At 71.0% G+C, this 22,687-nt stretch carries 23 protein-coding genes and 1 pseudogene; 10 read left to right on the forward strand and 14 right to left on the reverse strand.

Going from position 1 to position 22,687, the window contains the following annotated elements; genetic code table 11:
* Positions 1-51: 51 nt before the first annotated feature.
* Positions 52-267 carry a DUF6243 family protein gene (locus OG594_RS39910; protein WP_266607271.1) on the reverse strand — a complete coding sequence of 72 codons (216 nt, stop codon included), beginning with the start codon at positions 265-267 and terminating at the stop codon, positions 52-54.
* A 384-nt stretch (positions 268-651) separates the two neighbouring features.
* Between OG594_RS39910 and OG594_RS39915 the strand changes: the two genes are divergently transcribed.
* Positions 652-1,230 (forward strand): fasciclin domain-containing protein, encoded by a 579-nt coding sequence (locus OG594_RS39915; protein ID WP_266607272.1) that lies wholly within the window; start codon positions 652-654, stop codon positions 1,228-1,230.
* A gap of 125 nt (positions 1,231-1,355) precedes the next feature.
* Here the strand turns inward: OG594_RS39915 and OG594_RS39920 are convergent, their stop codons facing one another.
* The 5 genes from OG594_RS39920 to sigK all read right to left on the reverse strand — a co-directional run bounded on the left by OG594_RS39920 (position 1,356) and on the right by sigK (position 5,010).
* Positions 1,356-2,642, reverse strand: coding sequence for a cyclopropane-fatty-acyl-phospholipid synthase family protein (locus OG594_RS39920; RefSeq protein WP_266607273.1), 1,287 nt, complete (start codon positions 2,640-2,642; stop codon positions 1,356-1,358).
* Positions 2,639-2,863, reverse strand: coding sequence for a hypothetical protein (locus tag OG594_RS39925; RefSeq protein ID WP_266607274.1), 225 nt, complete (start codon positions 2,861-2,863; stop codon positions 2,639-2,641). The genes OG594_RS39920 and OG594_RS39925 overlap by 4 nt, the downstream gene beginning before the upstream one ends.
* A 260-nt stretch (positions 2,864-3,123) precedes the next feature.
* Positions 3,124-3,606, reverse strand: coding sequence for a peroxiredoxin (locus tag OG594_RS39930; RefSeq protein ID WP_266607275.1), 483 nt, complete (start codon positions 3,604-3,606; stop codon positions 3,124-3,126).
* A gap of 76 nt (positions 3,607-3,682) precedes the next feature.
* Entirely contained in the window at positions 3,683-4,426 is a 744-nt protein-coding gene (locus OG594_RS39935) for an anti-sigma factor (RefSeq protein WP_266607276.1), read from the reverse strand.
* The gene (gene sigK / locus OG594_RS39940; protein ID WP_266607277.1) at positions 4,423-5,010 is read right to left on the reverse strand and encodes an ECF RNA polymerase sigma factor SigK; all 588 of its coding nucleotides are present in this window, start codon (positions 5,008-5,010) and stop codon (positions 4,423-4,425) included. Before sigK ends, OG594_RS39935 begins: the two co-directional genes overlap by 4 nt.
* A gap of 303 nt (positions 5,011-5,313) precedes the next feature.
* Here sigK and OG594_RS39945 point away from each other — a divergent pair.
* From OG594_RS39945 to OG594_RS39955, 3 genes and pseudogenes are all read left to right on the forward strand, one after another.
* Positions 5,314-5,406, forward strand: a pseudogene (locus OG594_RS39945) (chaplin); the annotation flags it as partial.
* Positions 5,407-5,804: 398 nt separating this feature from the next.
* Positions 5,805-7,391 carry a molybdopterin-dependent oxidoreductase gene (locus OG594_RS39950; RefSeq protein WP_266607278.1) on the forward strand — a complete coding sequence of 529 codons (1,587 nt, stop codon included), beginning with the start codon at positions 5,805-5,807 and terminating at the stop codon, positions 7,389-7,391.
* A 75-nt stretch (positions 7,392-7,466) separates the two neighbouring features.
* Entirely contained in the window at positions 7,467-8,117 is a 651-nt protein-coding gene (locus tag OG594_RS39955) for a fasciclin domain-containing protein (RefSeq protein ID WP_266607279.1), read from the forward strand.
* Positions 8,118-8,234: 117 nt separating this feature from the next.
* Here the strand turns inward: OG594_RS39955 and OG594_RS39960 are convergent, their stop codons facing one another.
* Positions 8,235-8,876: an N-acetyltransferase gene (locus tag OG594_RS39960; RefSeq protein ID WP_266607280.1), complete on the reverse strand. Its 642-nt coding sequence runs from the start codon at positions 8,874-8,876 to the stop codon at positions 8,235-8,237.
* Positions 8,877-8,968: 92 nt separating this feature from the next.
* Here OG594_RS39960 and OG594_RS39965 point away from each other — a divergent pair, with 92 nt between their 5' ends.
* The 3 genes from OG594_RS39965 to OG594_RS39975 all read left to right on the forward strand — a co-directional run bounded on the left by OG594_RS39965 (position 8,969) and on the right by OG594_RS39975 (position 11,429).
* Positions 8,969-10,036, forward strand: coding sequence for a S9 family peptidase (locus tag OG594_RS39965; RefSeq protein WP_266607281.1), 1,068 nt, complete (start codon positions 8,969-8,971; stop codon positions 10,034-10,036).
* 71 nt (positions 10,037-10,107) lie between these two features.
* Positions 10,108-11,283, forward strand: a complete 1,176-nt coding sequence (locus OG594_RS39970; protein WP_266607282.1) for a DUF418 domain-containing protein — start codon at positions 10,108-10,110, stop codon at positions 11,281-11,283.
* Complete coding sequence (locus OG594_RS39975) at positions 11,280-11,429, forward strand: hypothetical protein (protein WP_266607283.1); 150 nt, start codon at positions 11,280-11,282, stop codon at positions 11,427-11,429. Before OG594_RS39970 ends, OG594_RS39975 begins: the two co-directional genes overlap by 4 nt.
* Positions 11,430-11,531: 102 nt before the next feature.
* On the opposite strand, the gene OG594_RS39980 is transcribed toward OG594_RS39975, so the two are convergent.
* The gene (locus OG594_RS39980; protein WP_266608920.1) at positions 11,532-11,777 is read right to left on the reverse strand and encodes a hypothetical protein; all 246 of its coding nucleotides are present in this window, start codon (positions 11,775-11,777) and stop codon (positions 11,532-11,534) included.
* A gap of 47 nt (positions 11,778-11,824) precedes the next feature.
* Between OG594_RS39980 and OG594_RS39985 the strand changes: the two genes are divergently transcribed.
* The 3 genes from OG594_RS39985 to OG594_RS39995 all read left to right on the forward strand — a co-directional run bounded on the left by OG594_RS39985 (position 11,825) and on the right by OG594_RS39995 (position 13,463).
* Positions 11,825-12,070 (forward strand): hypothetical protein, encoded by a 246-nt coding sequence (locus OG594_RS39985; RefSeq protein ID WP_266607284.1) that lies wholly within the window; start codon positions 11,825-11,827, stop codon positions 12,068-12,070.
* A gap of 86 nt (positions 12,071-12,156) precedes the next feature.
* The gene (locus tag OG594_RS39990; RefSeq protein ID WP_266607285.1) at positions 12,157-12,504 is read left to right on the forward strand and encodes a GntR family transcriptional regulator; all 348 of its coding nucleotides are present in this window, start codon (positions 12,157-12,159) and stop codon (positions 12,502-12,504) included.
* Entirely contained in the window at positions 12,501-13,463 is a 963-nt protein-coding gene (locus tag OG594_RS39995) for a DUF1648 domain-containing protein (protein ID WP_266607286.1), read from the forward strand. Before OG594_RS39990 ends, OG594_RS39995 begins: the two co-directional genes overlap by 4 nt.
* A gap of 93 nt (positions 13,464-13,556) precedes the next feature.
* Here the strand turns inward: OG594_RS39995 and OG594_RS40000 are convergent, their stop codons facing one another.
* The 6 genes from OG594_RS40000 to kdpA form a co-directional block, all read right to left on the reverse strand.
* Positions 13,557-13,832 (reverse strand): hypothetical protein, encoded by a 276-nt coding sequence (locus OG594_RS40000; RefSeq protein WP_266607287.1) that lies wholly within the window; start codon positions 13,830-13,832, stop codon positions 13,557-13,559.
* 975 nt (positions 13,833-14,807) lie between these two features.
* Positions 14,808-17,351, reverse strand: a complete 2,544-nt coding sequence (locus OG594_RS40005; RefSeq protein WP_266607288.1) for a sensor histidine kinase KdpD — start codon at positions 17,349-17,351, stop codon at positions 14,808-14,810.
* Positions 17,352-17,389: 38 nt separating this feature from the next.
* On the reverse strand, positions 17,390-18,079 hold the full coding sequence (locus OG594_RS40010; protein ID WP_266607289.1) for a response regulator: 690 nt from the start codon (positions 18,077-18,079) through the stop codon (positions 17,390-17,392).
* A gap of 97 nt (positions 18,080-18,176) precedes the next feature.
* Entirely contained in the window at positions 18,177-18,893 is a 717-nt protein-coding gene (locus OG594_RS40015; RefSeq protein ID WP_266607290.1) for a potassium-transporting ATPase subunit C, read from the reverse strand.
* A 22-nt stretch (positions 18,894-18,915) separates the two neighbouring features.
* Positions 18,916-21,021: a potassium-transporting ATPase subunit KdpB gene (gene kdpB / locus OG594_RS40020; RefSeq protein ID WP_266607291.1), complete on the reverse strand. Its 2,106-nt coding sequence runs from the start codon at positions 21,019-21,021 to the stop codon at positions 18,916-18,918.
* Complete coding sequence (gene kdpA / locus OG594_RS40025) at positions 21,018-22,682, reverse strand: potassium-transporting ATPase subunit KdpA (protein ID WP_266607292.1); 1,665 nt, start codon at positions 22,680-22,682, stop codon at positions 21,018-21,020. The genes kdpB and kdpA overlap by 4 nt, the downstream gene beginning before the upstream one ends.
* Positions 22,683-22,687: the final 5 nt, after the last annotated feature.

Consider the following 22,687-nt stretch of genomic DNA (forward strand, 5'->3'; position numbering starts at 1 on the left):
GTCGCGGTCCCGGGTCCTGCCCGTGCGGTGCCGCCCTGCTGCGGCGGTGCGTCAGCTCTGTGCGGTGTCGTCGCTCGCCTGCTCGGCGTTCTCAGCCGCGCGTGCCTTCTCGCGCATCTTGCGCACCAGCTCCGCCTTCTGGTCGGCGGCACCCTGGCGGTCGAGGTTGCGGTGCGGGCCGTTGTTCTGCCGTTCGGCGCGGGACAGCTTCTTGCGCTGGCCGCCGCCCTGGCCCACGGGGTTGTTTATGTTCTTGCTGTCGGTCACGGGTTCTCCCGGTGGTGATGGTGAAGTGATCTACGGATTCATCGCTGGGGGACGGGTGCGGCGATGCCGAAGGAGGCCGGCGGGCCCGTCACGCTCTCCCTCGTAGATCGGCGTCTGGAAGAACATGACAAAGACGTTACCCCGTTCCGTCGGGGTCGCGCGCCAAGCCTTTCGCCGAGCGCCCGGGGTCAGCCGTTTCCTTCCGGGAATCTCAGCACTCCCGCCCCTGCCCCCGCCCAGATGATGTTCCGCCCGGAGCAGCCCTCCGGTCGTGGGTTCCTCTACCCATCAATCTGGCGTACGGCGACGAATGCATCGGTGAGGGGGGCGAACGGGCCCGGGAGGGGCGGACCGCGACGGGCCCGCCTTCACAAGGAGATCCACATGACCACTCAGCGCGTCAGCCGCTCCGCCGCACTCGCGGCCGCGGCGTTCTTTCTCCCCGTCGCCCTCGGGGCGGCGGCTCCGGCGTTCGCCGGCTCCCAGCAGACCGATCCGTTCGGTCCCGCCTGCGCGTCGGTACCGAAGGAAGGCTCCGGCAGCTTCGAGGGGATGGCGAAGGACCCCGTGGCCACCGCGGCCTCCCACAACCCCGAGCTCTCGACGCTGGTCACAGCCGTCAAGAAGGCCGGCCTGGTCGACACCCTGAACAACGCCGAGGGCATCACCGTCTTCGCCCCGACCAACGCCGCGTTCGCGAAGATCCCGAAGGCGGACCTGGACGAGATCCTGGCCGACGAGGCGGAACTGACCAAGATCCTCACCTATCACGTGGTGGGCGAGGAGATCACACCGGACCAGCTCGCCGACGGCTCGTTCAAGACGCTCGAAGGAGGGACCTTGACCACGGCCGGATCCGGGGAGACCTTCACCGTCAACCGCAGCGCGAAGATCGTCTGCGGTGATGTGCGGACCGCCAACGCGACCGTCGACATCATCGACACGGTCCTCACGCCGATGTGACCGCGGCACGCCCTTCCCCTTCCCCTTCCGCGCTGTCGACCGTTCGGGGAAGGTCGACAGCGCGGAAGGGCAATCCGGCGTGCCCGAGGACGGATCTCCCGACCGCGCGCTTCAGGCGATGCCGGTCACCGGGGCTGCGGCTGCGGGTACCAGGCGGTGGGGGTGGCCGGCATGGCCGATCCGCCGTCACGAGTGGGGCGCACCGCCAGTAGTTGGTCGACGCCCATGCGGCGTTCGGAGAAGGCCAGCGAGGCGCCGGCCAGGTAGAGGCGCCACACCCGCCCGGTGGTCTCACCGACGAGGTCCTCCACCTCGGACCAGCGGTCTTCGAGACGGGTGCGCCAGGCGTCGATGGTGGCCGCGTAGTGCTCGCGCAGGGATTCGACGAAGCGGACCTCCAGGCCTGCGGCCTCCAGCAGGTCGGCGGTGCTGCCGACGGGCCGCATGTGCATGTCGGGTGCGATGTACGACTCGATGAAGGCCCCTCCGCCGGGTGCGTCGGCGCCGCGTGACATCTGCTGGATCAGGAGCCGGCCCTCGGGACGCAGTGCGTCGTGCAGCTTGCCGGCGAAGGCGGGGTACTCGGCGTCGCCGACGTGTTCGCCCATCTCGATGGCGCAGGCCGCGTCGTATCCGCCGCCGTCGATGTGGCGCCAGTGCCTCAGCTGGACCTCCACCCGTTCGGCCACGCCCTCGCGGAGGGCCCGCTCGGTGACGAAGTCCCGTTGCTGCCGGGAGAGGGTGACCGCGGTGACTTGCACCTTGTGTTCCCGAGCGGCGTGCACGGCGAGGGAACCCCAGCCGCATCCGACGTCCAGGAGCCGGTCGCCGGCACGCAGTCCGAGCTTGCGGCAGATCAGCTCCAGCTTGTCCCGCTGGGCCTCGGCCAGGCCGTACGTGGCGTCGGCCGGGCGGGCCCAGTAGGCGCACGAGTAGGCCATCGACTCGTCGAGCAGCAGCGCGTAGAAGTCGTTGGACACGTCGTAGTGGTGGCTGATCGCGGCGCGGTCGCGGGAAGAGCTGTGCAGACGGCCGGTGAGCCGGGCGCGCCCGTCCGGCCGGCGCGGCGGCAACGAAGCCGCGCCCAGTCCGACGGCGAGGGTCGCGGCCGCCGCCAGTCGGGCCGGACGCGGACGGGTGATGCCGTGGTCGCGCACGGTCCGGCCGGCCTGGGAGAGGGCGGTGGCCAGGTCCCCCTCGACATCGAGGTCGCCGCTGATGTAGGCCTCGGCCAGGCCCAGCTCACCGGGCTGCCACAACAGGCGGCGCAGGGCATCGGGGGAGCGCAGTACCACCAGGGGGGCGTCGGCGGGGCCGGCCTCACCGCCCTCCCAGTCGCGCAGTCGGACGGGAAGCGGGCCGGCGAAGAAGTGGCTCAGCAACGCGGTGAGACGTTCGACCGGGGGCTTCATCGGCGGTCTCCTTCGGCGAGGTGGCGGGGGCGGCACTCGGACTGCGAGCAGACGGGGGAGGGTTGCCCCGTGCCCCGCGGGGGGACGTCGAAGCCGAGGTCGGCGCCGGCCCGCCGGTGGGCGGTGAAGTGTGCGCGCCACGGCCGCGGCGTGGCCGCGACCGTACGCAGGTCCACGGTCTGCAGGTCCACGGTCTGCAGGTTCACGGTCCGCAGGTTCACGAACCGCCCTCCTGGCCGGGGCGGTGCAGGGGGGTGGGCACGGCCGCCGAGGCCTTCGTTCGCCCCGTACGGGGTCACCTGACCTGAGGCCGCCCGCATGAGGGCGGCGGTCGGCCCCGCCCCGCCGGCACCGATGACCGCCGCTCCTTGGTGTTCCGCCACAACTGCTCCCGCCACTCGACACGCCGCTGGTGCGCGGCCGTTTCACCCGTACTTCGCAGCTGAGAGCCGGGCGGATTGCCGATGACGCGGTGCGGGAGTCAGGCGGGCAGGGCGGCGAGCTGCGAGGCGAGGGCCGCGGCCGGTGGGAAGGTGGCGCCCACGGCCGTCACGTGCTTCCAGTGCAGGCGGCCGTCGGCGTCGATGATGAACACCGAACGCCGCAGGCCGATCAGGGGCGCGGTGATACCCAAAGACCTTGCCACGGCCCGGTCCGGGTCGGACAGGAGCGGCATCCGCAACTGCCTGGCCCGGGCGAACCGCTCGTGGCTGTCGATGCTTTGGGCGCTGATCCCCCACACCACCGCCCCCGTGGACTGCAGTTCCTCCAGCCCGTCGGAGTAGGAGCACAACTGGGCGGTGCACACGGGGGTGTCATCACCGGGGTAGAAGGCGAGGACCACCGGGTTTCCGCGCTGCTCGCGCAGGCTGTAGTCGCCTCGGCGGAAGGTTTCTCCGGCGAGTCGTCCGCCGGAGAGACGGAACTCGCCGAGGACGGATCCGATCTTCGGGGTGCTGGGCATGTGCCCTCCTTCGTGTGTGTCGGTTGCGGGTGGCAGGTGATGACCCGCTGCCCGGCTGGGCCCGGCCGCTGTCCCGTCAGGCGGGCAGGGACATCAGTAGCAGGGGATCGGTGGTGGGCCGGGACGACCCTCCGGCAGGTTCGACGGTGAGGCCGACCGCGGTGGCGGCGGCCGGGCTGCCGTGGAGCGGCACGGTTCCGTCGCCGGTGATGAACCCGGCCGGACGCATGCTGCCGCCGATGTCCAGCCACAGCTGGTAGGTCTTGCCCGGTGCCGGGGCGGGCAGACCGGTAGCGGCGAGGACGGCCTCGTTCCGGTGGCCGGAGGAGACGACGGTCATCAGCGCACCGTTGGCCGCCTTGCCGTGGGCGGCACGGGCGTCGGGCGACGCGAGGACGCTACTGAAGGCGTCGAGCCGCTCTTCCGTCTGCCGGGCACGCTGCGTGGAACCCTCGTGCTGCCGGGCGGCCAGACCCGCGAAGGACGCGGCGGCGGCCAGACAGGCGGCCAGGACGAAGGAGCCGGTCCCGCGGCGAAGCCGGCCACCGGTCCACTTCGCACCCGCGGGGGTCGGCACCCGCGGGGGGAGCTGGCGTACGCCGTCGACCGCTGACAGGGCGCGCCGCTTCATGGCGGCCGGCGGGACCCGGGACGCGGCGGCGGCGAGCCGTGCGGCGGTGGCCTCGAACTCCGCCGCCTCCTGGCGGCATTCCTCGCAGCGCCGCAGGTGGATGCCGAACGCCGCGCGTTCCGCGGGGTCGAGGGCGTTCAGGGCGTGGGCGGCGGAGAGGGTGTGCACGTCGGTGGGGTGCTGGTTCATGTGGTCACCCCCATGCAGTCGCGGAGCCGGATGAGTCCGTCGCGCATGCGCGTCTTGACGGTGGGAAGCGGTGCGTCGAGGACTTCGGCGATCTCACGGCAGGTGAGCCCCTGGTAGTAGGCCAGGGTCACGGCCTGGCGCTGGAGTTCGGTGAGGCCGCGCAGGCAGCGGCGTACCTGTTCGCTGTCCAGGCGGGTCTCGACCCGTTCGGCGACCTCGTCGAAGGCGGTGGTGTGCTCGCGGGCCGCCCGGGCCTGTTCGCGATCGGTCGAGGCCTGGGCGGAGCGGACCCGGTCGACGGCCCGCCGGTGGGCGATGGTCGCCGCCCACGTGGTGACGCTGGCGGAGTCGGGCCGGTAGCGGGCGGCCTGCCGCCACAGGTCGATCATGACCTCCTGGGCGACCTCCTCGGACTGGGCCCGGTCCCGTACGACTTTGATCACGATCCCGAACACCATGGGAGCCAAGGCGTCGTACACGGTGGAGAAGGCCTCTTTGTCGCCTTGGGCGACCTGCCGCATGACATCGGCGAGATCGAGGCGGCCGGTGGTGCCGGGGGAACCGAAGGGCAGCGGCCGGCTCACCGGCCGGGCCCCGGCCAGGGCGACCAGCCGCAGTGGCGGTCCGGGCCGGCCGTCCGGGGGCGGGGTGTCCGTCGCATGTCAGTCCTTCTTCGCCGGCGCGGGTGAGGGGCCGGACCGCCACGCGCCGGGGCGGTCCGGTAGCAGAGCCAAGGGATGGGTCTGAACGGTTCTTCGGAGCGGACGTTCGTACGGATGGGAGGGCGTTTCGTCAGGCCGGGGGCCAATCGTTCCCCTGCGCGAGTGAGCCCGGTCGCCGCCCCGGCCCAGCCGGAACCGTGGCGGCTGCTGCGGGTGGCGTACTGACCCGGCGTCGGTTCGGGGAACCTCGTCCAGGTCCCGATCCGCGTCCCGGTCACCGCGTGTGGGAACACGGTCAGCAGCATCGGCCTGCTGAGCCGTCGTCCGGCAACACCTTCGTCAACGCCTGACCCGGTACCGCTGACCGGCTCCGGTCCGCCGCCGAGGAGGTGCGGTGGCGCGGACCCGGTGGCCCGACCCGCCGTGCGGGCGGGCGGGCACCGACACCTCCCGCCGCACACGCATCGCGCGGAGCGGAGCGGGCCCGCTGCGGGTGGGTGTCGGCACGGCCACTCGCAACACCCCACCCGGGCCGCCGTGAACACGGTCACGCGCCCGACAGCGCAGAAGCCCGAAGTGTCGTCGTGCGGGAGCTTGGTGAGGGCAGGCGCGGGCTGGCGCACCCGCGCGGTGCCGGCTCGCGGAGCCTGAACCCTCCCGACACCGGGACTCATTCGTTCGGGTGAGGGGCCAATCCGCCTGGTGGGTGCTGCCGAATGCCGCATGTGAGCAGCTTCCGCACCACCCTCACCCGGGCAGGCCTCGGGGCACTGTCCGGCCTGCTGGCCGGGTTCTCCGCGCTGGCGGTGGCCGAGCTGACCGCTGCCCTGGTGCGGCCCGCGGCCGGACCGGTGACGGTGGTCGGGGGCGTGGTCATCGACCGGACCCCGGCCCAGGTCAAGGACTTCGCGATCCGCACGTTCGGCGAGAACGACAAGCTCGTCCTCCAACTCGGCATCCTCGTCCTGTTGAGCCTGTTCGCGATCGCCCTGGGCATCCTCGCCCTGAGGTACCGCAGGGTGGGGGCGGCCGGGGTGCTGGCGTTCGGGGGCATCGGTGGGGCAGCCGCCCTGAGTCGGCCCGACAGCGCCGGAATCGCGGACGTCCTGCCGTCCGTGGTGGGCGCGGTGGCTGGCGCCGCGGTGCTCTACGTCCTGACGGGCAGGGCCGGTCCCACCGGCTCGCCGAACGGGGCCGAGCGCCCCCGGGACGGCTGGAGCCGGCGGGGTTTCCTCAACGCTGCCGCCGCCACCGCGGCCTCGGCAGCCACCGCCGGAGCGCTGGGCCGGGCGCTGTCCGGCCGGCAAGGCGAGGGAGCGGTCGCCTCGCGGGCCGCGCTCACCCTGCCCGCCCCCACCTCTCCCGCCCCCGTGGTGCCGGCCGGAGCCGGGTTGAAGGTGGACGGCATCAGCCCGTTCACCACGCCGGTCCGGGACTTCTACCGTGTCGACACGGCACTCGTCGTCCCCAGGATCGACGCCGGCGCGTGGCGGCTGCGCGTGCACGGCAAGGGCGTTGCCCGGCCCCGTACCTACACCCTCGACCAGCTCCTGGCCCGCCCGCTGATCGAACGGGACATCACCCTGACCTGTGTGTCGAACGAGGTCGGTGGCCCCTACCTCGGCAACGCCCGCTGGCTCGGCGTAGGCCTGGCCGATCTGCTGGCCGAGTGCGGGGTGGAACCGCCGTCGAAGGGCGGCAACGCCGATCAGCTGGTGGCCCGTTCCGTGGACGGCATGACGCTCGGATCCCCGGTCGAGGACGTCATGGACGGCCGCGACGCCATGCTCGCGGTCGGCATGAACGGCGAACCGCTCCCGTTCGAGCACGGCTTTCCCGTCCGCATGCTCGTCCCGGGCCTCTACGGCTACGTCTCGGCGTGCAAGTGGATCGAGGACATCGAACTCACCACTTTCGACGCCTACGACCCCTACTGGGTCAAGCGCGGGTGGGCCCGCCGGGCGCCGATCAAGACCCAGTCGCGCATCGACACCCCCAAGCCCTTCGGGCGTCCCGCCGCCGGCACGGTCATGGTCGCCGGCGTCGCGTGGGCGCAGCGCCGCGGCATCACCCGTGTCGAGGTACGGATCGACGACGGACCGTGGCAGGACACCGACCTCGCCGTCCAGGACACCGTCGACACCTGGCGCCAGTGGTCCTACCGCTGGAACGCCGCACCCGGCGGGCACACGATCACCGTCCGCGCCACCGACGGCACCGGCGCGGTGCAGAGCGAACAGCGCGCGCGGACCATCCCCGACGGCGCGAGCGGCTGGCACAGCGTCTTCGTCACCGTCACCTGAGACCACCGGACGGGCCCACAGCCGAACCGGCAGCACCCGCACACCCCGGATCAACCTTCCAAGGAGCAAACAACCATGAACAGCATGCGCATCCGCCGTACCGCGCTCGCCGTCGCTGCCGCCGTCGTCCTGCCCTTCTCGCTGGCCGCGTGCTCGGACTCCGGCAGCGACACCAAGGCAGCCTCCACACCCGTCGCCGACGACGCTGCCAAGTCGGGCGGGAGCACCGCCGCCGACAGCACGATGACGAGCGACAAGCCGTTCGGCGCGGCCTGTGCCGGCGTCCCCGCCGAGGGCGCGGGCTCGTTCGACGGCATGGCCAAGGATCCGGTCGCCACGGCCGCGTCCAACAACCCGGCCCTGTCCACCCTGGTGGCCGCGGTCAAGCAGGCGGGTCTCGTGGACACCCTGAACAACGCCACGGACATCACGGTCTTCGCCCCGACCAACGACGCCTTCGCGAAGATCCCCAAGGCCGACCTCGACAAGGTCCTCGCCGACAAGGCGACACTGACCAAGATCCTCACCTACCACGTGGTGGGCCAGAAGCTCACCCCGAAGCAGCTGGAGAACGGCTCCTTCGAGACCCTCCAGAAGGGCATGGTCACCACGAAGGGCTCCGGCGAGTCCTACAAGGTCAACGACACGTCGAAGGTGGTCTGCGGCAACGTGAAGACCGCCAACGCCAACGTCTACATCGTCGACACCGTCCTGATGCCCAAGTAGCCCCGCGGGCGCCGTTCGGCGCGGAACGCGTGGGGGCGCGAGTACGACGTCCGGTGGCCCGGCAGCTCCGACCCGGGAGGTGCCGGGCCACCGGCACGCGTGCGGGTGCCCTTCGGCTCACCGCTGCTTCCCGAGGCTGCCGGCGGCGCCGTCGTCCGGGTGGGCGGGGAGGGTCCGGTGCATCGTGGTCACCGCGCCGAAGCCCATGAGGCCCTTCAGGTAAGGCGTCTGTTCGGTGCGCACGGCGTCGAAGCCGTGGCGTTCGTAGAGGGCGCGGGCGCGCGGATTGACGTCGATGACGTCCAGGCGGACGCGCGAGCAGCCGTGTTCGGCGGCCACGGCCGCGATCTCCGTGAGCAGCAGGCTGCCGACGCCCTTGCCCCGCCCTGCCGGGTCGACGGCGATGCCGTCCATGACCAGTTCCCCGGGCTCGGGGGTGCGTTCGAGCAGGGCCAGCACGGCGAGCCGGGGCAGTCCGCGGAAGAGCCCGTAAGCCGACAGCACGTCGCGCACACCTCCGCCGGTCAGGCCGCGTCCGCCCAGCCGGTACCCGGCCACGCCGACCACCCCGTCCCCGTCCGGGGCGAGGGCGACCACGGCGCGGTCGTGGTGGAGGTGGCGGGCGATGAAGGCCCGGCCGTGCTCGGGCGGGTTGAGGGCGGCCCCGAGCTTGCGGCCGAAGGCTTCCCAGTACAGGGCTGCGACCTGGTCCTCGGCGCCGTGCGGCACGCCGCGCCGGACGACGACTGCTGTGTCCACGATTCCTCCTCGCATTGTACGTACGAACATAGTACGGTCGAATCTGAAACGAACGTTCTTTGAGTGATAGTTTCTCGAGGAGGCGGGGCGGAATGCCACCCAAGACAGCGGTACGCACGAGACGTCGAAGGGTCGCGCGGGCCGTGGGCGCGACGCTCGCCGCGCTGGCCCTCGTGGCGGCGGCGCTGGGCGGGTTGGCGACCTGGCAGAACACCTACGACCTGCGCGAGCGAGCGGTGACGGTACGCCACGGCGGACGCACCCTGGACGGCGTGCTGGCCCTGCCCGAAGAAGGGAAGGGGCCCTTCCCCCTCGTCGTCTTCGTCCACGGCGACGGCCCGGTCGACGCCACCCACGACACCTTCTACCGGCCGATCTGGGAGTCCTTCGCCCGCGCCGGCTACGCCTCGCTGTCCTGGAACAAGCCGGGCGTGGGCGGCTCACCGGGCGACTGGCTCGACCAGTCCATGGACGACCGGGCCGATGAGGCCGTCGACGCCATCGCATGGGCCCGGCACCACCCCGACATCGACGGGCGCCGGATCGGCCTGTGGGGCGCCAGCCAGGCGGGCTGGGTGTTGCCGAAGGTCGCGGCGAAGGACCACGGGATCCGGTTCGTGATCGCGGTCTCGCCCGCCGTCAACTGGCACCAGCAGGGCCGCTACAACCTCCTCGCCGAGCTGCGCCGCGACGGCGCCGCCGACACCGAGATCGCCGCCGCGCTGCGCCGCCGCGAGACGGGTCTGGAACTGCTCGCGCGCGGAGCCCCGTACGAGGAGTACGTACGCGCCGTCGGCGATCCGCAGGGCATGACGCCCGCTCGCTGGCGGTTCGTCTCCAAGAACCACACGGCCGACGCCACCGCCGACCTGCCGGCCTTGCGCGGCACGCCCGTCCTGCTGGTCCTCGCCGGACACGACGTGAACGTGGACACCGTCGACACCGAGGCCGCCTACGAGCGGCTGCTGCCCGGGCCCGCCCTGCGCGTCGCCCACTACCCGGGGGCCACCCACGGGCTGGTCGAGCATGCCGTCGAGGCCTCGTGGCTGCGCCTCACCGCGACCGCGGTGTTCGCACCGAGGGCCTTGTTCGCCGAAGGCTTCCTGACCGACCAGCAGGACTTCCTGGCCTCCGTCGACGAGGAAGGCGCAAAGCGATGACTACAGAACCCGCCGCGGGACCTGTCCCTGGGCCCGCCATCGGAGGGAACCCCGGAGGGACCGCTCCGGCCGTGCGGCGCCTCGCCGACGTCGACGTCCTGCGGGGCTTCGCCCTCTGGGGCATCCTGCTCGTCAACATCACCTTCATGGCCTCCGCCTACCGGGGAACCGGAGTGGACGACCCCGCGTTCGGCTCCGCCCTCGACACCGCCGTTCGCTTCGTCACGGAGGTCTTCTTCGAGGCCAAGTTCTACCTGCTCTTCTCCTTCCTCTTCGGCTACAGCTTCACCCTCCAGATGGCCTCGGCGGAATGCGCCGGTGCATCCTTCCTGCCGCGCTTCCTCCGGCGCTGCGCGAGCCTGTTCGCCCTCGGTCTGTGCCATGCCGTCTTCCTCTTCCCCGGCGACATCCTCACCACCTACGCCGTGCTGGGCCTGGTCCTGCTCGCCGTGCACCGGATCCGGCCGCGCACGGCCGTGCGCACCGCCGTCGTCCTGTTGAGCGCCACCGCCGTCGCCTACCTGCTGCTGGCCGCGCTGGTCGCCGCCGCCGGCGGCGGGGGCATCGACACCGCCGCAGTCACCGAGCAGGGCCGGCAGTCCACCGAGGCGCTGCGCGGCGGCGCGGGTTCGGTGATCGCCGCCCACCTGCGGCAGCTGCCCGACGTCGCGTTCATGCTGGCCTTCTTCCAGGCCCCGGCGGCCTTCGCCGCGTTCCTCCTCGGCCTGGCCGCCGGCAAGCGGAAGATGCTGACCGATCCCGCCCGCCACCTGCCGGTCCTACGGCGCCTGCAGTGGACCGGTTTCACCGTCGGTGTGGCGGGGGGCCTGGTCTGGGCACACGCGAGCCAGGGATACCCGGGAACCGCCTACCAACTGGTCGCGGTGGCCGTGGACGTGGCGACCGCACCGCTCCTCGCGGCGGCCTACGGCGCCACCGTCCTGCGGACCCTGGCCGGTCCCCGAGGCCCACGGCTGGCGGCGGCCCTGGCCCCCGCCGGCCGGATGACGCTGACCAACTACCTCACCCAATCGCTCGTGCTGGCCTTCGTGTTCACCGGTTTCGGCGCCGCCCTCATAGGCCGTGTCGCCCCCGCCCTCGTCACCCTGACCGCCCTCGCCCTGTTCGCCGCCCAACTCCTCTTCAGTCGCTGGTGGCTGGCCCGCCACCGCTACGGGCCCGTGGAGTGGTTGCTGCGCGCAGCCACCCTGGGCCGTCTGCCGGAGTGGAAGGTGAAAGCGGTATGACGGCACGCCTCTGGTTGGCCCGGGGCGACGCCGCGCCCGCCTCCGCTTCGGCCACGGGCACGGCCGAGCAGCTGCTCCTCTTCGGCTGGGGCCGCCGCACGCTGAGCGACCTGAAGCCAGTCCGTACCGCCAGCGGACGGCCTTAACGTCGGCCCATGAGCGCGGGGTTAGGCCTGGTAGAGGCCTTGGAGCCGGACCCTGATGCACCGCTGATGCGGTTCCCGTCGGGCAGGAACCCCCATCGGCGTTCAACGGCCGGGTGGGCTGCTCGAAGGCGACGGCCGTGAGTATTCGTACGGTGGCGGGCTCCACGGTGCGGGGTCGGGCGCGGGCTTGAACGGTCCGGCCCGGTTGGCCATGAGGATCATCATCGTGCCGACGAAGAGCAGCGTGATGACGATCAGGGCGAGCCCGACGGGGTTGTCGGGGTTGTAGTAGTAGCGGTTCGTTCCCCACTTGCTGCGCTTGAAGACCGGTTCGTCGTCGTACTGCACAGGCCGTGCCCTCCGTCGAAGGTTCTCGGTGGTCCGCCGTGCCGGGGGTGGAAACGCTCGACCTGGACGACGAACCTGTCGGCCTCGCCTTGGCGGGTGCACGCGGCCACTGCGACCACGTTGATGTCGCTCACACGAGCATCGTCGCCGACTTCGATCTTTGCCGCATCAGGTATCTGCCGTTCTCTCCACACGCTCGGGTCGAAGCCGGAGTGCCGGTCGGCCTTCACCTTCACCTCGGCGGGCACCTGGACGCCAGCCCTACCAAGTGCCGCTCCGTGCGCGCCGAATGAAGCGCCCGGCTGCCCGTCGCCGCCCGTCCTCCGGTGGGTCCGACCTCTCTCCACAGGAAGCTGATGATGCTAGTGTCATTAGCACCATGCTGTTGAGATTGCACATCTCGGACAACCGCCCCCTGCACGAGCAAGTAGCGGGCGCGATCAGACGTGCCGTCGCTGAGGGAGAGTGCGGTCCGGGTGACCGTCTGCCCTCCGCGCGCGACCTTTCCCAGGTGCTGGGGGTCAACGTCAACACGGTCCTCCGCGGTCTTCGCGCGCTGCGCGACGAGGGGGTGCTGGAGTTCCGGCGCGGGCGCGGTGTGACCGTGGCCGAGGGGGCGGACCAGCGGTCCGTGCTCCTCGACCGCGTGCGCGAACTGGTCGGTGATGCGGCGCATCTGGGTTACAGCAAGGCCGATCTCATAGAAATGATCAGGGGGCTGGCATGACGGAGGGGACGGAACGCAAGCGCGGGGTGCGGTGGGGTGTTGCGGTCTGGGCCGCAGTGATCACGGCCGTTCTCATCGCACTTCCGTGGGCCGCGAGCGGCCGGCTGCCCGAGCGGCTGGCGACCCACTGGGGTGCCGGCTCCGGTGGACCGGACGGTTCGATGCCCCTGTGGGCAGCCGCGTTCTTCCCGGCGGTGATCTGGGTGGTCCTCGTACTGCTGATCGTCGTGCTCGGGCGGTGGCGTGGGGGAGCGACCGTCGGGCTGTTGTTCGGCGGCGTGCTCCTCGTCGGCGCGCAGGTATCCATCGTCAGGGCGAACCTGGATCACACCGACTGGCGGCAGGCCGATTCCGTGAGCGCGTGGGTCGTGGGGATGGTCGCGGCGGCGGCCGTGGCCGGGCTGGTCGAGTGGGCGGTGATCCGGCGGGGTCGGGCTGCGACGTCGCGCGTGGTGGTGAGCGGTCCGAGCATGGAGATTCCGGCCGGCGCGAGGTTCGTGTGGCTCTCACGTACGACGAATCCGTGGCTCCACTGGATCGGGGCCCTGGCCGGGCTGGTCGTGCTGGCCGCCGTGCTGGCCACGGTCAGCGGACTGGTGGACGTGCCGTGGCCGTTCTTCGCACCGTTCGCCGTGGTCTGCGTAGCGGTTCTCGCTTGCGCCTCCGTGCAGGCGCGTGTCACCGAGAAGGGCCTGAGCGTGGCCTTCGGTCCGGTCGGCTGGCCGGTGCGGCGCTGGTCCGCCCAGGACATCGCATCGGCGCGTGCCGAAAGCCGTACCCCCGGCCAGGTGGGGGGCTGGGGGTACCGGCTGAGCGGGTTGGGTACGACGGTCATGCTCCGCAGCGGCGAGTGCCTGGTGATCCACCCCCGGCGGGGAAGCGAGTTCGCGGTGAGCGTGGACGACGCCGAACGCGGGGCCGCCCTGCTCAACGCCCTGAGTGCGCAGCGCACCCACTGAGCCGTCAGCGACCCCGGCTCACACGTGGGGCCGGGGTCGCCCGGGCCGTGCGCGCCAGGGCGCGGCCGATGGCGTGATGAAGGTATGCGCGGGTCAGCCGGAAGCCGGCCGTCCATGCGAGGAGCCTGCTGGGCCGGTCGCCGCGCGAGCAGCACCCGCTCGCCGTGCGACCGCGATGTCCTCGTAGGCGCTGCCGAGGAAGTAGGTGCAGGCGCCGGAGCGGATCCGCCGCTCGGCGAAGGCCGCCCAGGCGTGGCCGGAGGCGGCGAGCCCTGCGGGTCCACCCCAACTGGCGTGCATCCAGGCGTCTTCGGAGTGCAGACCGGCCAGCGCCGGAACGTCCTCGGACGCCAGCCGCCGCACGGTCACGCCGCGCGGTGTACGGGGACGACGCGTTCGAAGGCGGAGCCGAGGGCGGGCCGGAACCGCGCATCAGCACGTGGCCCGCGCAGGTGACGGCGAGGACGCGGGGCCGGTCGGGCCGGTCGGGACGGTATGCCCACCAGCGGCCGGTGCCCGTGGTCAGTACGTGCTCGGCAAGTGCCCCGAGACCGGGGCAGCCGCCGGGGAACCAGCGGATCAGGGCGGGCCGTTGCTGCGGTGCGACGTCGATCGTCAACGCTCCCCAGGGGTGCGCGGGTTGTCGTGCAGGGGAGCGGTGTGCTCCCGGACGGTCCGCAGGTGAGGGCGTGCCGGTCCGAGCGCCGACCAGGTGGTCGGACCGGAAGCGTGTGAGGGGTGGGGCCCGGTGCCGGCCCCGGCGTGGCGGGGCGGGGCCGGCACCGGGTGGACGCGGCCGCCCGCTTACGGGCGGGGGCGGGCGGCCGCGGATCGGGAACGGTGCCTGCGCACCGCCAGGTGAGCGGCGCGCGGGGCCGGGCGCACCGTGTGCGGTGGCCGGTCGTCGTGGCGCGGACCGCTGTTCATGGTGCGATCCCATCGCATCGGGGACACGGGGGCAAGCGCTGGCAGGCTCCTTGACGGCCTCCTGACGTCCGTCCATCAGGACCGCGTCAAAGATCGACTTCCGTGCGGAAGGAACCCGTCAAGGGGTGCTCCCAGGGCCGTCGGCCAGCCGCAGACTGGTGGGGCGACGGAGCCGGACGACGGACCGGCGGCACGCGGCTGATGGGCGGTGATCTGAACGCCGTCCGGAGCGGCACAGGGCCCCACCGTGGGGGTACGGCCCTGTACGAACGCGTGTCGGTCACCCGTCGCACGACACATGGGCCGTCCGGCCCTCCGGTATGGGGATACCGGGGCCGGACGGCTCGCGTGGTTCCGTCGCCATCCCGCGCCCGGGGCGCTCGTACCGTCGGCGCGGCTGCACCGGTCGCTCCGACGTCAGGTGACCGCAGACGTCGGGAGCTCCGGCGACACCGGAGGGCCGTCCCCCGCTATGGGGAGGGTGATGACCATGGTGAGGCCGCCGCCGGGCGTGTCCTCGGCGGTGAGGGTGCCTCCGATGGCCTCGGTGAAGCCGCGGGCGACGGCGAGACCGAGGCCGACGCCGGCACCGCGCGGAGCGTCGCCGTGGCGCTGGAAGGGTTCGAAGATGCGGTTCTTGGCCTCATCGGGGACACCCGGCCCGCGGTCGACGACGCGCAGCTCGACGCGGCTCGCAAGGGCGCTGGCGGAGACGTTGACGGGTTGGCCGGTGGGGCTGTACTTGACGGCGTTCTCGACGATGTTGGCGACGGCCCGCTCCAGCAGTCCGCGGTCGACGGCGACCATGGGCAGGGTCTCGGGGATGTCCAGGTCCACGCTCTCCTCCGGTACGCCGCCCAACGCCATCGGGACGACCTCGTCGAGGTCGGTCTCCCGGATCAGGGGGACGACGGTGCCGGTGTTGAGGCGGGACATGTCCAGGAGGTTCCCGATCAGTGCGGCGAGGCGGTCGGCGCCGTCCTCGATGCCTTCCAGGAGTTCCGCCGTGTCCTCCTCGGACCACTCGACGTCGTCGGAGCGCAGCGAGGTGACGGAGGCCTTGATGCCGGCGAGCGGGGTCCGCAGGTCGTGGCTGACCGCGGCGAGCAGGGCCGTACGGATGCGATTGGCCTCGGCGAGTTCACGGGACTTCTCCGCCTCGTCGACGAGGCGCTGGCGGTCGAGTACGACGGCCGCCTGGGCCGCGAAGGCGCCGAGCACGCGCCGGTCCTCGGCGGGCAGGACCCGGCCGGTCAGGGCGAGGGCCATGTTCTCGCCGATGGGCAGGTCCACGTCCGCGTCCTCGGGGCGGACGACCGTGCCGGTGCCGACGGATGCCGCCGTCGTCCAGGGATCTACCTCGCTCGTGCGCTCCAGGAGTACGACGGACTGCATGGCGAAGGTTTCGCGGAGCCGCTCCAGGAGGGCGTCGAGGGAGTTCTCGCCGCGCAGGACGCTGCCGGCGAGGAAGGAGAGGATCTCGGATTCGGCGCGCAGCCGGGCCGCCTGGTGGGTGCGCCGGGCGGCCAGGTCGACCACGGAGGCCACGGACACGGCCACGCCGACGAAGATCGCGATGGCGACGATGTTCTTGGGATCGGCGATGGTGAGTTTGTGGACGGGCGGGGTGAAGTAGTAGTTCAGGAGCAGGGACCCGAACGCTGCCGAGGCGAGCGCCGGGAGCAGCCCGCCGAGCAGGGCCGCCGCCACCGTGCAGGTGAGGAAGAGCAGCATGTCGTTCGCGAGCCCGAGCTCGGGGACGAGCTGGCTGAGCAGCACGGCGAGCAGGGCCGGGCCGGCGATGCCGGTGACCCAGCCCCAGATGATGCGGGAACGGCCGAGCCGCGCGCCACGGGCCACGGGCAGGCCGCGCCCCTTGGCGGCCTCGTCGTGGGTGACGATGTGGACGTCGAGGTCCGGGCCCGATTCGCGGGCGACGGTGGCGCTGACACCGGGCCTGAAGACGGACTGCCAGGAGCGCCGCCGGCTGACGCCCAGCACGATCTGCGTGGCGTTGCAGCCGCGGGCGAACTCCAGCAGCGCGTCGGGGACGTCGTCGCCTATGACGTGGTGGAAGGTGCCGCCGAGGTCCTCGACCAGGGTGCGCTGGACGGCCAGTTCCTTGGGCGAGGCGGAGGTGAGCCCGTCGCTGGCGGCGATGTAGACGGCCAGGACCTCGCCGCCCGCGCCCTTCTCGGCGAGCCGGGCCGCGCGGCGGATGAGCGTACGTCCTTCGGGGCCACCGGTCAGACCGACGACGATCCGCTCGCGCGCCTGCCAGGTGGAGCGGATGTTGTGCTCGCCGCGGTACTCCTGGAGGTACTCGTCCACCCGGTCGGCGACCCACAGCAGGGCCAACTCGCGCAGCGCGGTCAGGTTTCCGGGCCGGAAGTAGTTCGAGAGGGCCGCGTCGACCTTGTCGGGCTTGTAGACGTTGCCGTGGGCCATGCGGCGGCGCAGTGCTTGCGGGGACATGTCGACGAGCTCGATCTGATCCGCCCGGCGCGCGACCTCGTCGGGTACGGTCTCGCGCTGCCGTACGCCGGTGATGGTCTCGACGACGTCGCCCAGCGATTCGAGATGCTGGATGTTCACGGTGGAGATGACGTCGATGCCGGCCTGGAGGAGCTCTTCGACGTCTTGCCAACGCTTGGCGTTGCGCGAGCCGGGAACGTTGGTGTGCGCGAGCTCGTCCACCAGCGCCACGGCGGGGCGCCGGGCGAGGATCGCGTCCACGTCCATCTCGGTGAACGTGGAGCCGCGGTACTCCAGCTCGCACCGCTCGATGAGCTCGAGTCCGTGCAGCATCACCTCGGTGCGCGGACGGCTGTGGTGCTCGACGAAGCCGACGACGCAGTCGGTGCCCCGCTCGACCCGGCGGTGCGCCTCGGACAGCATGGCGTACGTCTTGCCGACGCCCGGTGCCGCACCGAGGTAGATGCGGAGCTTGCCGCGTCCCATGTTCAGACTTTCTTCTCTGTTGGCGATCGGGCGGGTGATCAGGGTTCGAAGCGGTAGCCCATGCCCGGTTCGGTGATCAGGTGCCGCGGGTGTGAGGGGTCCGCTTCCAGCTTGCGCCGGAGCTGAGCCATGTATACGCGCAGGTAGTTGGTGTTCTCCCCGTAGGTCGGTCCCCAGACCTCCAGTAACAGCCGACTTTGGGTGATCAACCGGCCCGGGTGGGTGATGAGGATTTCCAGCAGGTGCCACTCGGTCGGGGTCAGCCGTACCGTGCGTTCGCCCCGGTGCACCTTCTTCGCGACCAGGTCGACGGTGAACTCGTCGGTCGTGACCACGGTGACCTTCTCGGCCCGGGAGTCAGCCGTCGGCTCCTGCCTGCGGGCGGCCGCCCGCAGCCGGGCCAGGAGCTCGTCCATGCTGAACGGTTTCGTCACGTAGTCGTCCGCGCCGGCATCCAGCGCCCGGATCTTGTCCTCCGAGGTGTGGCGCGCGGAGAGGACCAGGATGGGGACCCGGCTCCAGTCGCGGACGCGCTTGATGACGTCGATGCCGTCCATGTCGGGCAGGCCGAGGTCCAGCACTATGACGTCCGGCTTGCGGGCGGCTGCGAGCAGCAGGGCCGAGCCGCCGTCGGGGGCCTCGTCGACGTCGAACTTGCGCGCCTGGAGATTGATCTTCAGCGCGCGGACGAGCTGAGGGTCGTCCTCCACCACCAGCACCCGGGTCATCGGTGTGCAGCCTTTCCTTCGTCGCGGGCACGGTGAGGAGCCGACAGGGCGCGAGCGTTCCGCGCCTGTCGGCTCCCGGTCCGTGCGATGTGGAACATCAGTTCTTGGTCAGTGCCTTGAGCGCGGTGTTGAGCTCGAGGACGTTGACGCGGGGTTCGCCCATGAAGCCGAGGGTGCGGCCGGTGGTGTGGTCGGCGACGAGCTTCTCGACCTGCTTGACGTCGAGCTTGTTCTGCTCGGCGACGCGGTTGATCTGGATCTTCGCGTATTGGGGGGAGATGTCCGGGTCGAGGCCGGAGCCGGAGGAGGTGACGGCGTCGGCCGGTACGTCCTCCGGCTTGACCTGGTGGTCCGCGGTGGAGTTGTCGGCGATGACGGCCTCCTTGGCGGCGATCACCTGGGCGCAGAGGGTGCCCTCTTCGGCGTTCTTGGTGCACTGGCCGTTGATGGCGCCGTTGTCGGCGGAGCGGTTGGTGGCGCCGGAGAGGATCAGTGCGTACTGGGTGTTGACGCTGTTGGAGCCGAGGCCGTTGGAGGGACGCGGCTGGAACCATTTGAGGTCCGGCTTCGCGGCTTCTTCCGGGTCGTCGGGGTTCTGCTTGGGCAGGTTGTAGGTCTGTCCGATGAGGGAGGAGCCGACGACCTGGCCGCTCTTGTCCTTGATCTCGGAGCCGTTGGCGTTGTCGTTGAAGAGGGCCTGGGCGATCCCGGTGACGGCCAGCGGGTAGAGCACGCCGCAGATCACCGTCAGAACCAGCAGGGCCCGCAGACCCGCGCCGATCAGGCGCGCTGTGTTGCTTAGAGAGTTGTTCATGGCGGATCAGCACGTTCCTAATTCAGGCGAGCCCGGGGATGAGGGAGATGAGCATGTCGATGATCTTGATGCCGATGAACGGGGCGATGAGGCCGCCGAGTCCGTAGATTCCCAGGTTTCGGCGGAGCATCTTGTCGGCGCTGGTGGGCCGGTACTGGACGCCTTTGAGGGCGAGCGGGACGAGCGCGATGATGATCAGCGCGTTGAAGATGACGGCGGAGAGGATCGCGGAGTTCGGCGAGGACAGGCCCATGATGTTGAGCTTGTCGAGGCCCGGGTAGACGACGGCGAACATGGCCGGGATGATCGCGAAGTACTTCGCCACGTCGTTGGCGATCGAGAACGTGGTCAGCGCACCCCGGGTGATGAGGAGCTGCTTGCCGATCTCGACGATCTCGATGAGTTTGGTGGGGTTGGAGTCCAGGTCCACCATGTTCCCGGCCTCCTTGGCGGCCGAGGTACCCGTGTTCATCGCGACACCGACGTCGGCCTGGGCGAGGGCCGGTGCGTCGTTCGTGCCGTCACCGGTCATCGCGACGAGCTTGCCGCCCGCCTGCTCCCGCTTGATGAGGGCCATCTTGTCCTCGGGGGTGGCCTCGGCGAGGAAGTCGTCGACACCCGCCTCCTCGGCGATGGCCTTCGCGGTCAGCGGGTTGTCACCGGTGATCATGACCGTCTTGATGCCCATGCGGCGCAGCTCGTCGAAGCGTTCGCGCATGCCCTCCTTGACCACGTCCTTGAGGTGGATGACACCCAGGACGCGGGCGCCCTTCTCGTCCTCGACGGCGACCAGGAGCGGGGTGCCGCCGGCTTCGGAGATGCGGTTGGCGAGGAGGTCGGCGTCGTCGGAGACCCGACCGCCCTGCTCCTTCACCCAGGTGATGACCGAACCGGCCGCGCCCTTACGGGTCTTCCTGCCGTCGACGTCGACACCCGACATGCGGGTCTGGGCGGTGAAGGCGATCCACTCGGCCTGGGCGAGCTCGCCCTGGTGGCGTTCGCGCAGCCCGTACTTCTCCTTCGCGAGGACCACGATCGAGCGGCCCTCGGGCGTCTCGTCCGCGAGGGACGACAGCTGGGCGGCGTCCGCCAGCTCGGCCTTGGTGGTGCCCTTGAAGGGTACGAACTCCGAGGCCTGCCGGTTGCCGAGGGTGATGGTGCCGGTCTTGTCGAGCAGCAGCGTGGACACGTCACCGGCGGCCTCGACGGCCCGGCCCGACATCGCCAGGACGTTGCGCTGGACCAGGCGGTCCATGCCGGCGATGCCGATGGCGGAGAGCAGGGCGCCGATGGTGGTGGGGATGAGGCAGACCAGGAGCGCGGTGAGGACGATCATCGACTGCTTGGCGTCCGCGTAGATCGCGAACGGCTGCAGGGTGACCACCGCCAGCAGGAAGGCGATCGTGAGGGACGCCAGCAGAATGTTCAGGGCGATCTCGTTGGGCGTCTTCTGCCGGGCCGCGCCCTCGACGAGGGCGATCATGCGGTCGATGAAGGTCTCGCCGGGCTTCGTCGTGATCTTGATGACGATCCGGTCGGACAGCACCTTCGTGCCGCCGGTCACTGCGGACCGGTCGCCGCCGGATTCGCGGATGACCGGCGCGGACTCGCCGGTGATGGCGGATTCGTCGACGGAGGCGACGCCTTCGACGACGTCACCGTCGCCGGGGATGGTGTCGCCGGCCTCGCAGACCACCAGGTCGCCGATCTTGAGCTCGGTGCCCGGGACCTGCTCCTCGCCGGTGCCGTCCTTGGTCAGGCGGCGGGCGACGGAGTCGGTCTTGGCCTTGCGCAGGGTGTCGGCCTGGGCCTTGCCGCGGCCCTCGGCGACGGCCTCGGCGAGGTTGGCGAAGATCGTGGTCAGCCACAGCCAGGCGGTGATGGCCCAGCCGAACCAGTTCGTCGGGTCCGCGATCGCCAGGACGGTCGTGACGACCGACCCGACCAGGACCACGAACATGACCGGCGACTTGATCATGATGCGGGGGTCGAGCTTGCGCACGGCGTCCGGGAAGGACTTCAGCAGCGCCTTGGGGTCGAACAGCCCCCCACCAACGCGGCCAGCGGGCGGCTTGTGGCCGGTTGGCAGGTCGTCGTGCGGAGCACGGGTCGGTGTGGCGGTGCTCATGATGCGAGCCCTTCGGCGAGCGGACCCAGCGCCAGGGCCGGGAAGTAGGTCAGACCGGTGATGATGAGGATCGTGCCGACGAGCAGGCCCGCGTAGAGCGGCTTGTCGGTACGCAGGGTGCCCGCGGTTTCGGGGACGGGCTTCTGCTCGGCGAGCGAGCCGGCGAGCGCGAGGACGAAGACCATGGGCAGGAAGCGGCCGAGCAGCATGGCGATGCCGATGGTGCTGTTGAACCACTGGGTGTCGGCGTTCAGGCCGGCGAAGGCGGAGCCGTTGTTGTTGGCGCCGGAGGTGTAGGCGTAGAGGATCTCGGAGAAGCCGTGCGCGCCGGAGTTGGTCATGGAGTTGCCCGGGGTGGGCAGGGCCATGGCGGCGGCGGTGAAGCAGAGCACCAGGGCGGGGGTGATGAGGATGTAGCAGGCGGCGAGTTTGATTTCGCGGGTGCTGATCTTCTTGCCGAGGTACTCGGGGGTCCGGCCGACCATGAGGCCGGCGATGAACACGGCGATGATCGCCATGATCAGCATGCCGTAGAGGCCGGATCCGACGCCGCCGGGTGCGATCTCGCCGAGCTGCATGCCCAGCAGCTGGATGCCGCCGCCCAGACCGGTGTAGGAGGAGTGGAAGGAGTTGACCGCGCCGGTCGAGGTGAGTGTGGTGGCGACGGAGAAGATCGAGGAGGCGGCGATGCCGTACCGGGTCTCCTTGCCCTCCATGGCGCCGCCCGTGACCTCGAAGGCCGGGCCGTGGTGGGCGAACTCGGTCCACATCATCAGCGCGGTGAAGCCGACCCAGATGATGCCCATGGTGGCGAGGATCGCGTAGCCCTGGCGCAGGTTGCCGACCATGCGGCCGAAGGTGCGGGTCATCGCGAAGGGGATGAGCAGGATCAGGAAGATCTCGAACAGGTTCGAGAAGGGGGTGGGGTTCTCGAAGGGGTGAGCCGAGTTGGCGTTGAAGTATCCGCCACCGTTGGTGCCCAGTTCCTTGATGACCTCCTGGGAGGCGACCGCGCCGCCGTTCCACTGCTGGGTGCCGCCCATGAACTGGCCGACCTCGTGGATGCCGGCGAAGTTCTGGATGGCGCCGCAGGCGACCAGGACGATCGCGCCGATCACCGAGATCGGCAGCAGGATGCGGACGGTGCCGCGGACCAGGTCGGACCAGAAGTTGCCGAGCTCACCCGTGCGGGAGCGGGAGAAGCCCCGTACGAGGGCGACCGCGACGGCCATGCCCACGGCCGCGGAGACGAAGTTCTGCACGGCCAGGCCGCCGGTCTGCACGACGTGGCCCATGGCCTGCTCGCCGTAGTACGACTGCCAGTTGGTGTTCGCCACGAACGAGGCGGCGGTGTTGAAGGCCTGGTCCGGGTCGATCGAGGAGAAGCCGAGCGAGCCGGGCAGGCTGCCCTGCACGCGCTGCATCAGGTAGAGGAAGAGGACGCTCACGGCGGAGAAGGCGAGGACGGCACGCAGGTAGGCGGGCCAGCGCATCTCGGCCGACGGGTTGGCGCCGATGGCCTTGTAGATCCACTTCTCCGGCTTGTAGTGCTTCTCGGAGGAGTAGACGCGGGCCATGTAGTCGCCCAGGGGGCGGTAGGCCAGCGCGAGCGCGGCGATCAGTGCGAGGAGCTGGAGCACACCAGCGAGAACGGGACTCATCGGTG

Source organism: Streptomyces sp. NBC_01214, from assembly GCF_026340975.1.
Lineage (GTDB): Bacteria > Actinomycetota > Actinomycetes > Streptomycetales > Streptomycetaceae > Streptomyces.

Coding starts and splice junctions, on each gene's coding strand:
- OG594_RS39920 (WP_266607273.1), bottom strand. CDS start 2,642: ATGAAGCCCCCGGTCGAACGTCTCACCGCGTTGCTGAGCCACTTCTTC.
- OG594_RS39975 (WP_266607283.1), top strand. CDS start 11,280: ATGACGGCACGCCTCTGGTTGGCCCGGGGCGACGCCGCGCCCGCCTCC.
- OG594_RS39950 (WP_266607278.1), top strand. CDS start 5,805: ATGCCGCATGTGAGCAGCTTCCGCACCACCCTCACCCGGGCAGGCCTC.
- OG594_RS40010 (WP_266607289.1), bottom strand. CDS start 18,079: ATGACCCGGGTGCTGGTGGTGGAGGACGACCCTCAGCTCGTCCGCGCG.
- kdpA (WP_266607292.1), bottom strand. CDS start 22,682: ATGAGTCCCGTTCTCGCTGGTGTGCTCCAGCTCCTCGCACTGATCGCC.
- OG594_RS40015 (WP_266607290.1), bottom strand. CDS start 18,893: ATGAACAACTCTCTAAGCAACACAGCGCGCCTGATCGGCGCGGGTCTG.
- OG594_RS39955 (WP_266607279.1), top strand. CDS start 7,467: ATGAACAGCATGCGCATCCGCCGTACCGCGCTCGCCGTCGCTGCCGCC.
- OG594_RS39935 (WP_266607276.1), bottom strand. CDS start 4,426: ATGAACCAGCACCCCACCGACGTGCACACCCTCTCCGCCGCCCACGCC.
- OG594_RS39930 (WP_266607275.1), bottom strand. CDS start 3,606: ATGCCCAGCACCCCGAAGATCGGATCCGTCCTCGGCGAGTTCCGTCTC.
- OG594_RS39965 (WP_266607281.1), top strand. CDS start 8,969: ATGCCACCCAAGACAGCGGTACGCACGAGACGTCGAAGGGTCGCGCGG.
- OG594_RS39990 (WP_266607285.1), top strand. CDS start 12,157: ATGCTGTTGAGATTGCACATCTCGGACAACCGCCCCCTGCACGAGCAA.
- kdpB (WP_266607291.1), bottom strand. CDS start 21,021: ATGAGCACCGCCACACCGACCCGTGCTCCGCACGACGACCTGCCAACC.
- OG594_RS40005 (WP_266607288.1), bottom strand. CDS start 17,351: ATGGGACGCGGCAAGCTCCGCATCTACCTCGGTGCGGCACCGGGCGTC.
- OG594_RS39915 (WP_266607272.1), top strand. CDS start 652: ATGACCACTCAGCGCGTCAGCCGCTCCGCCGCACTCGCGGCCGCGGCG.
- OG594_RS39995 (WP_266607286.1), top strand. CDS start 12,501: ATGACGGAGGGGACGGAACGCAAGCGCGGGGTGCGGTGGGGTGTTGCG.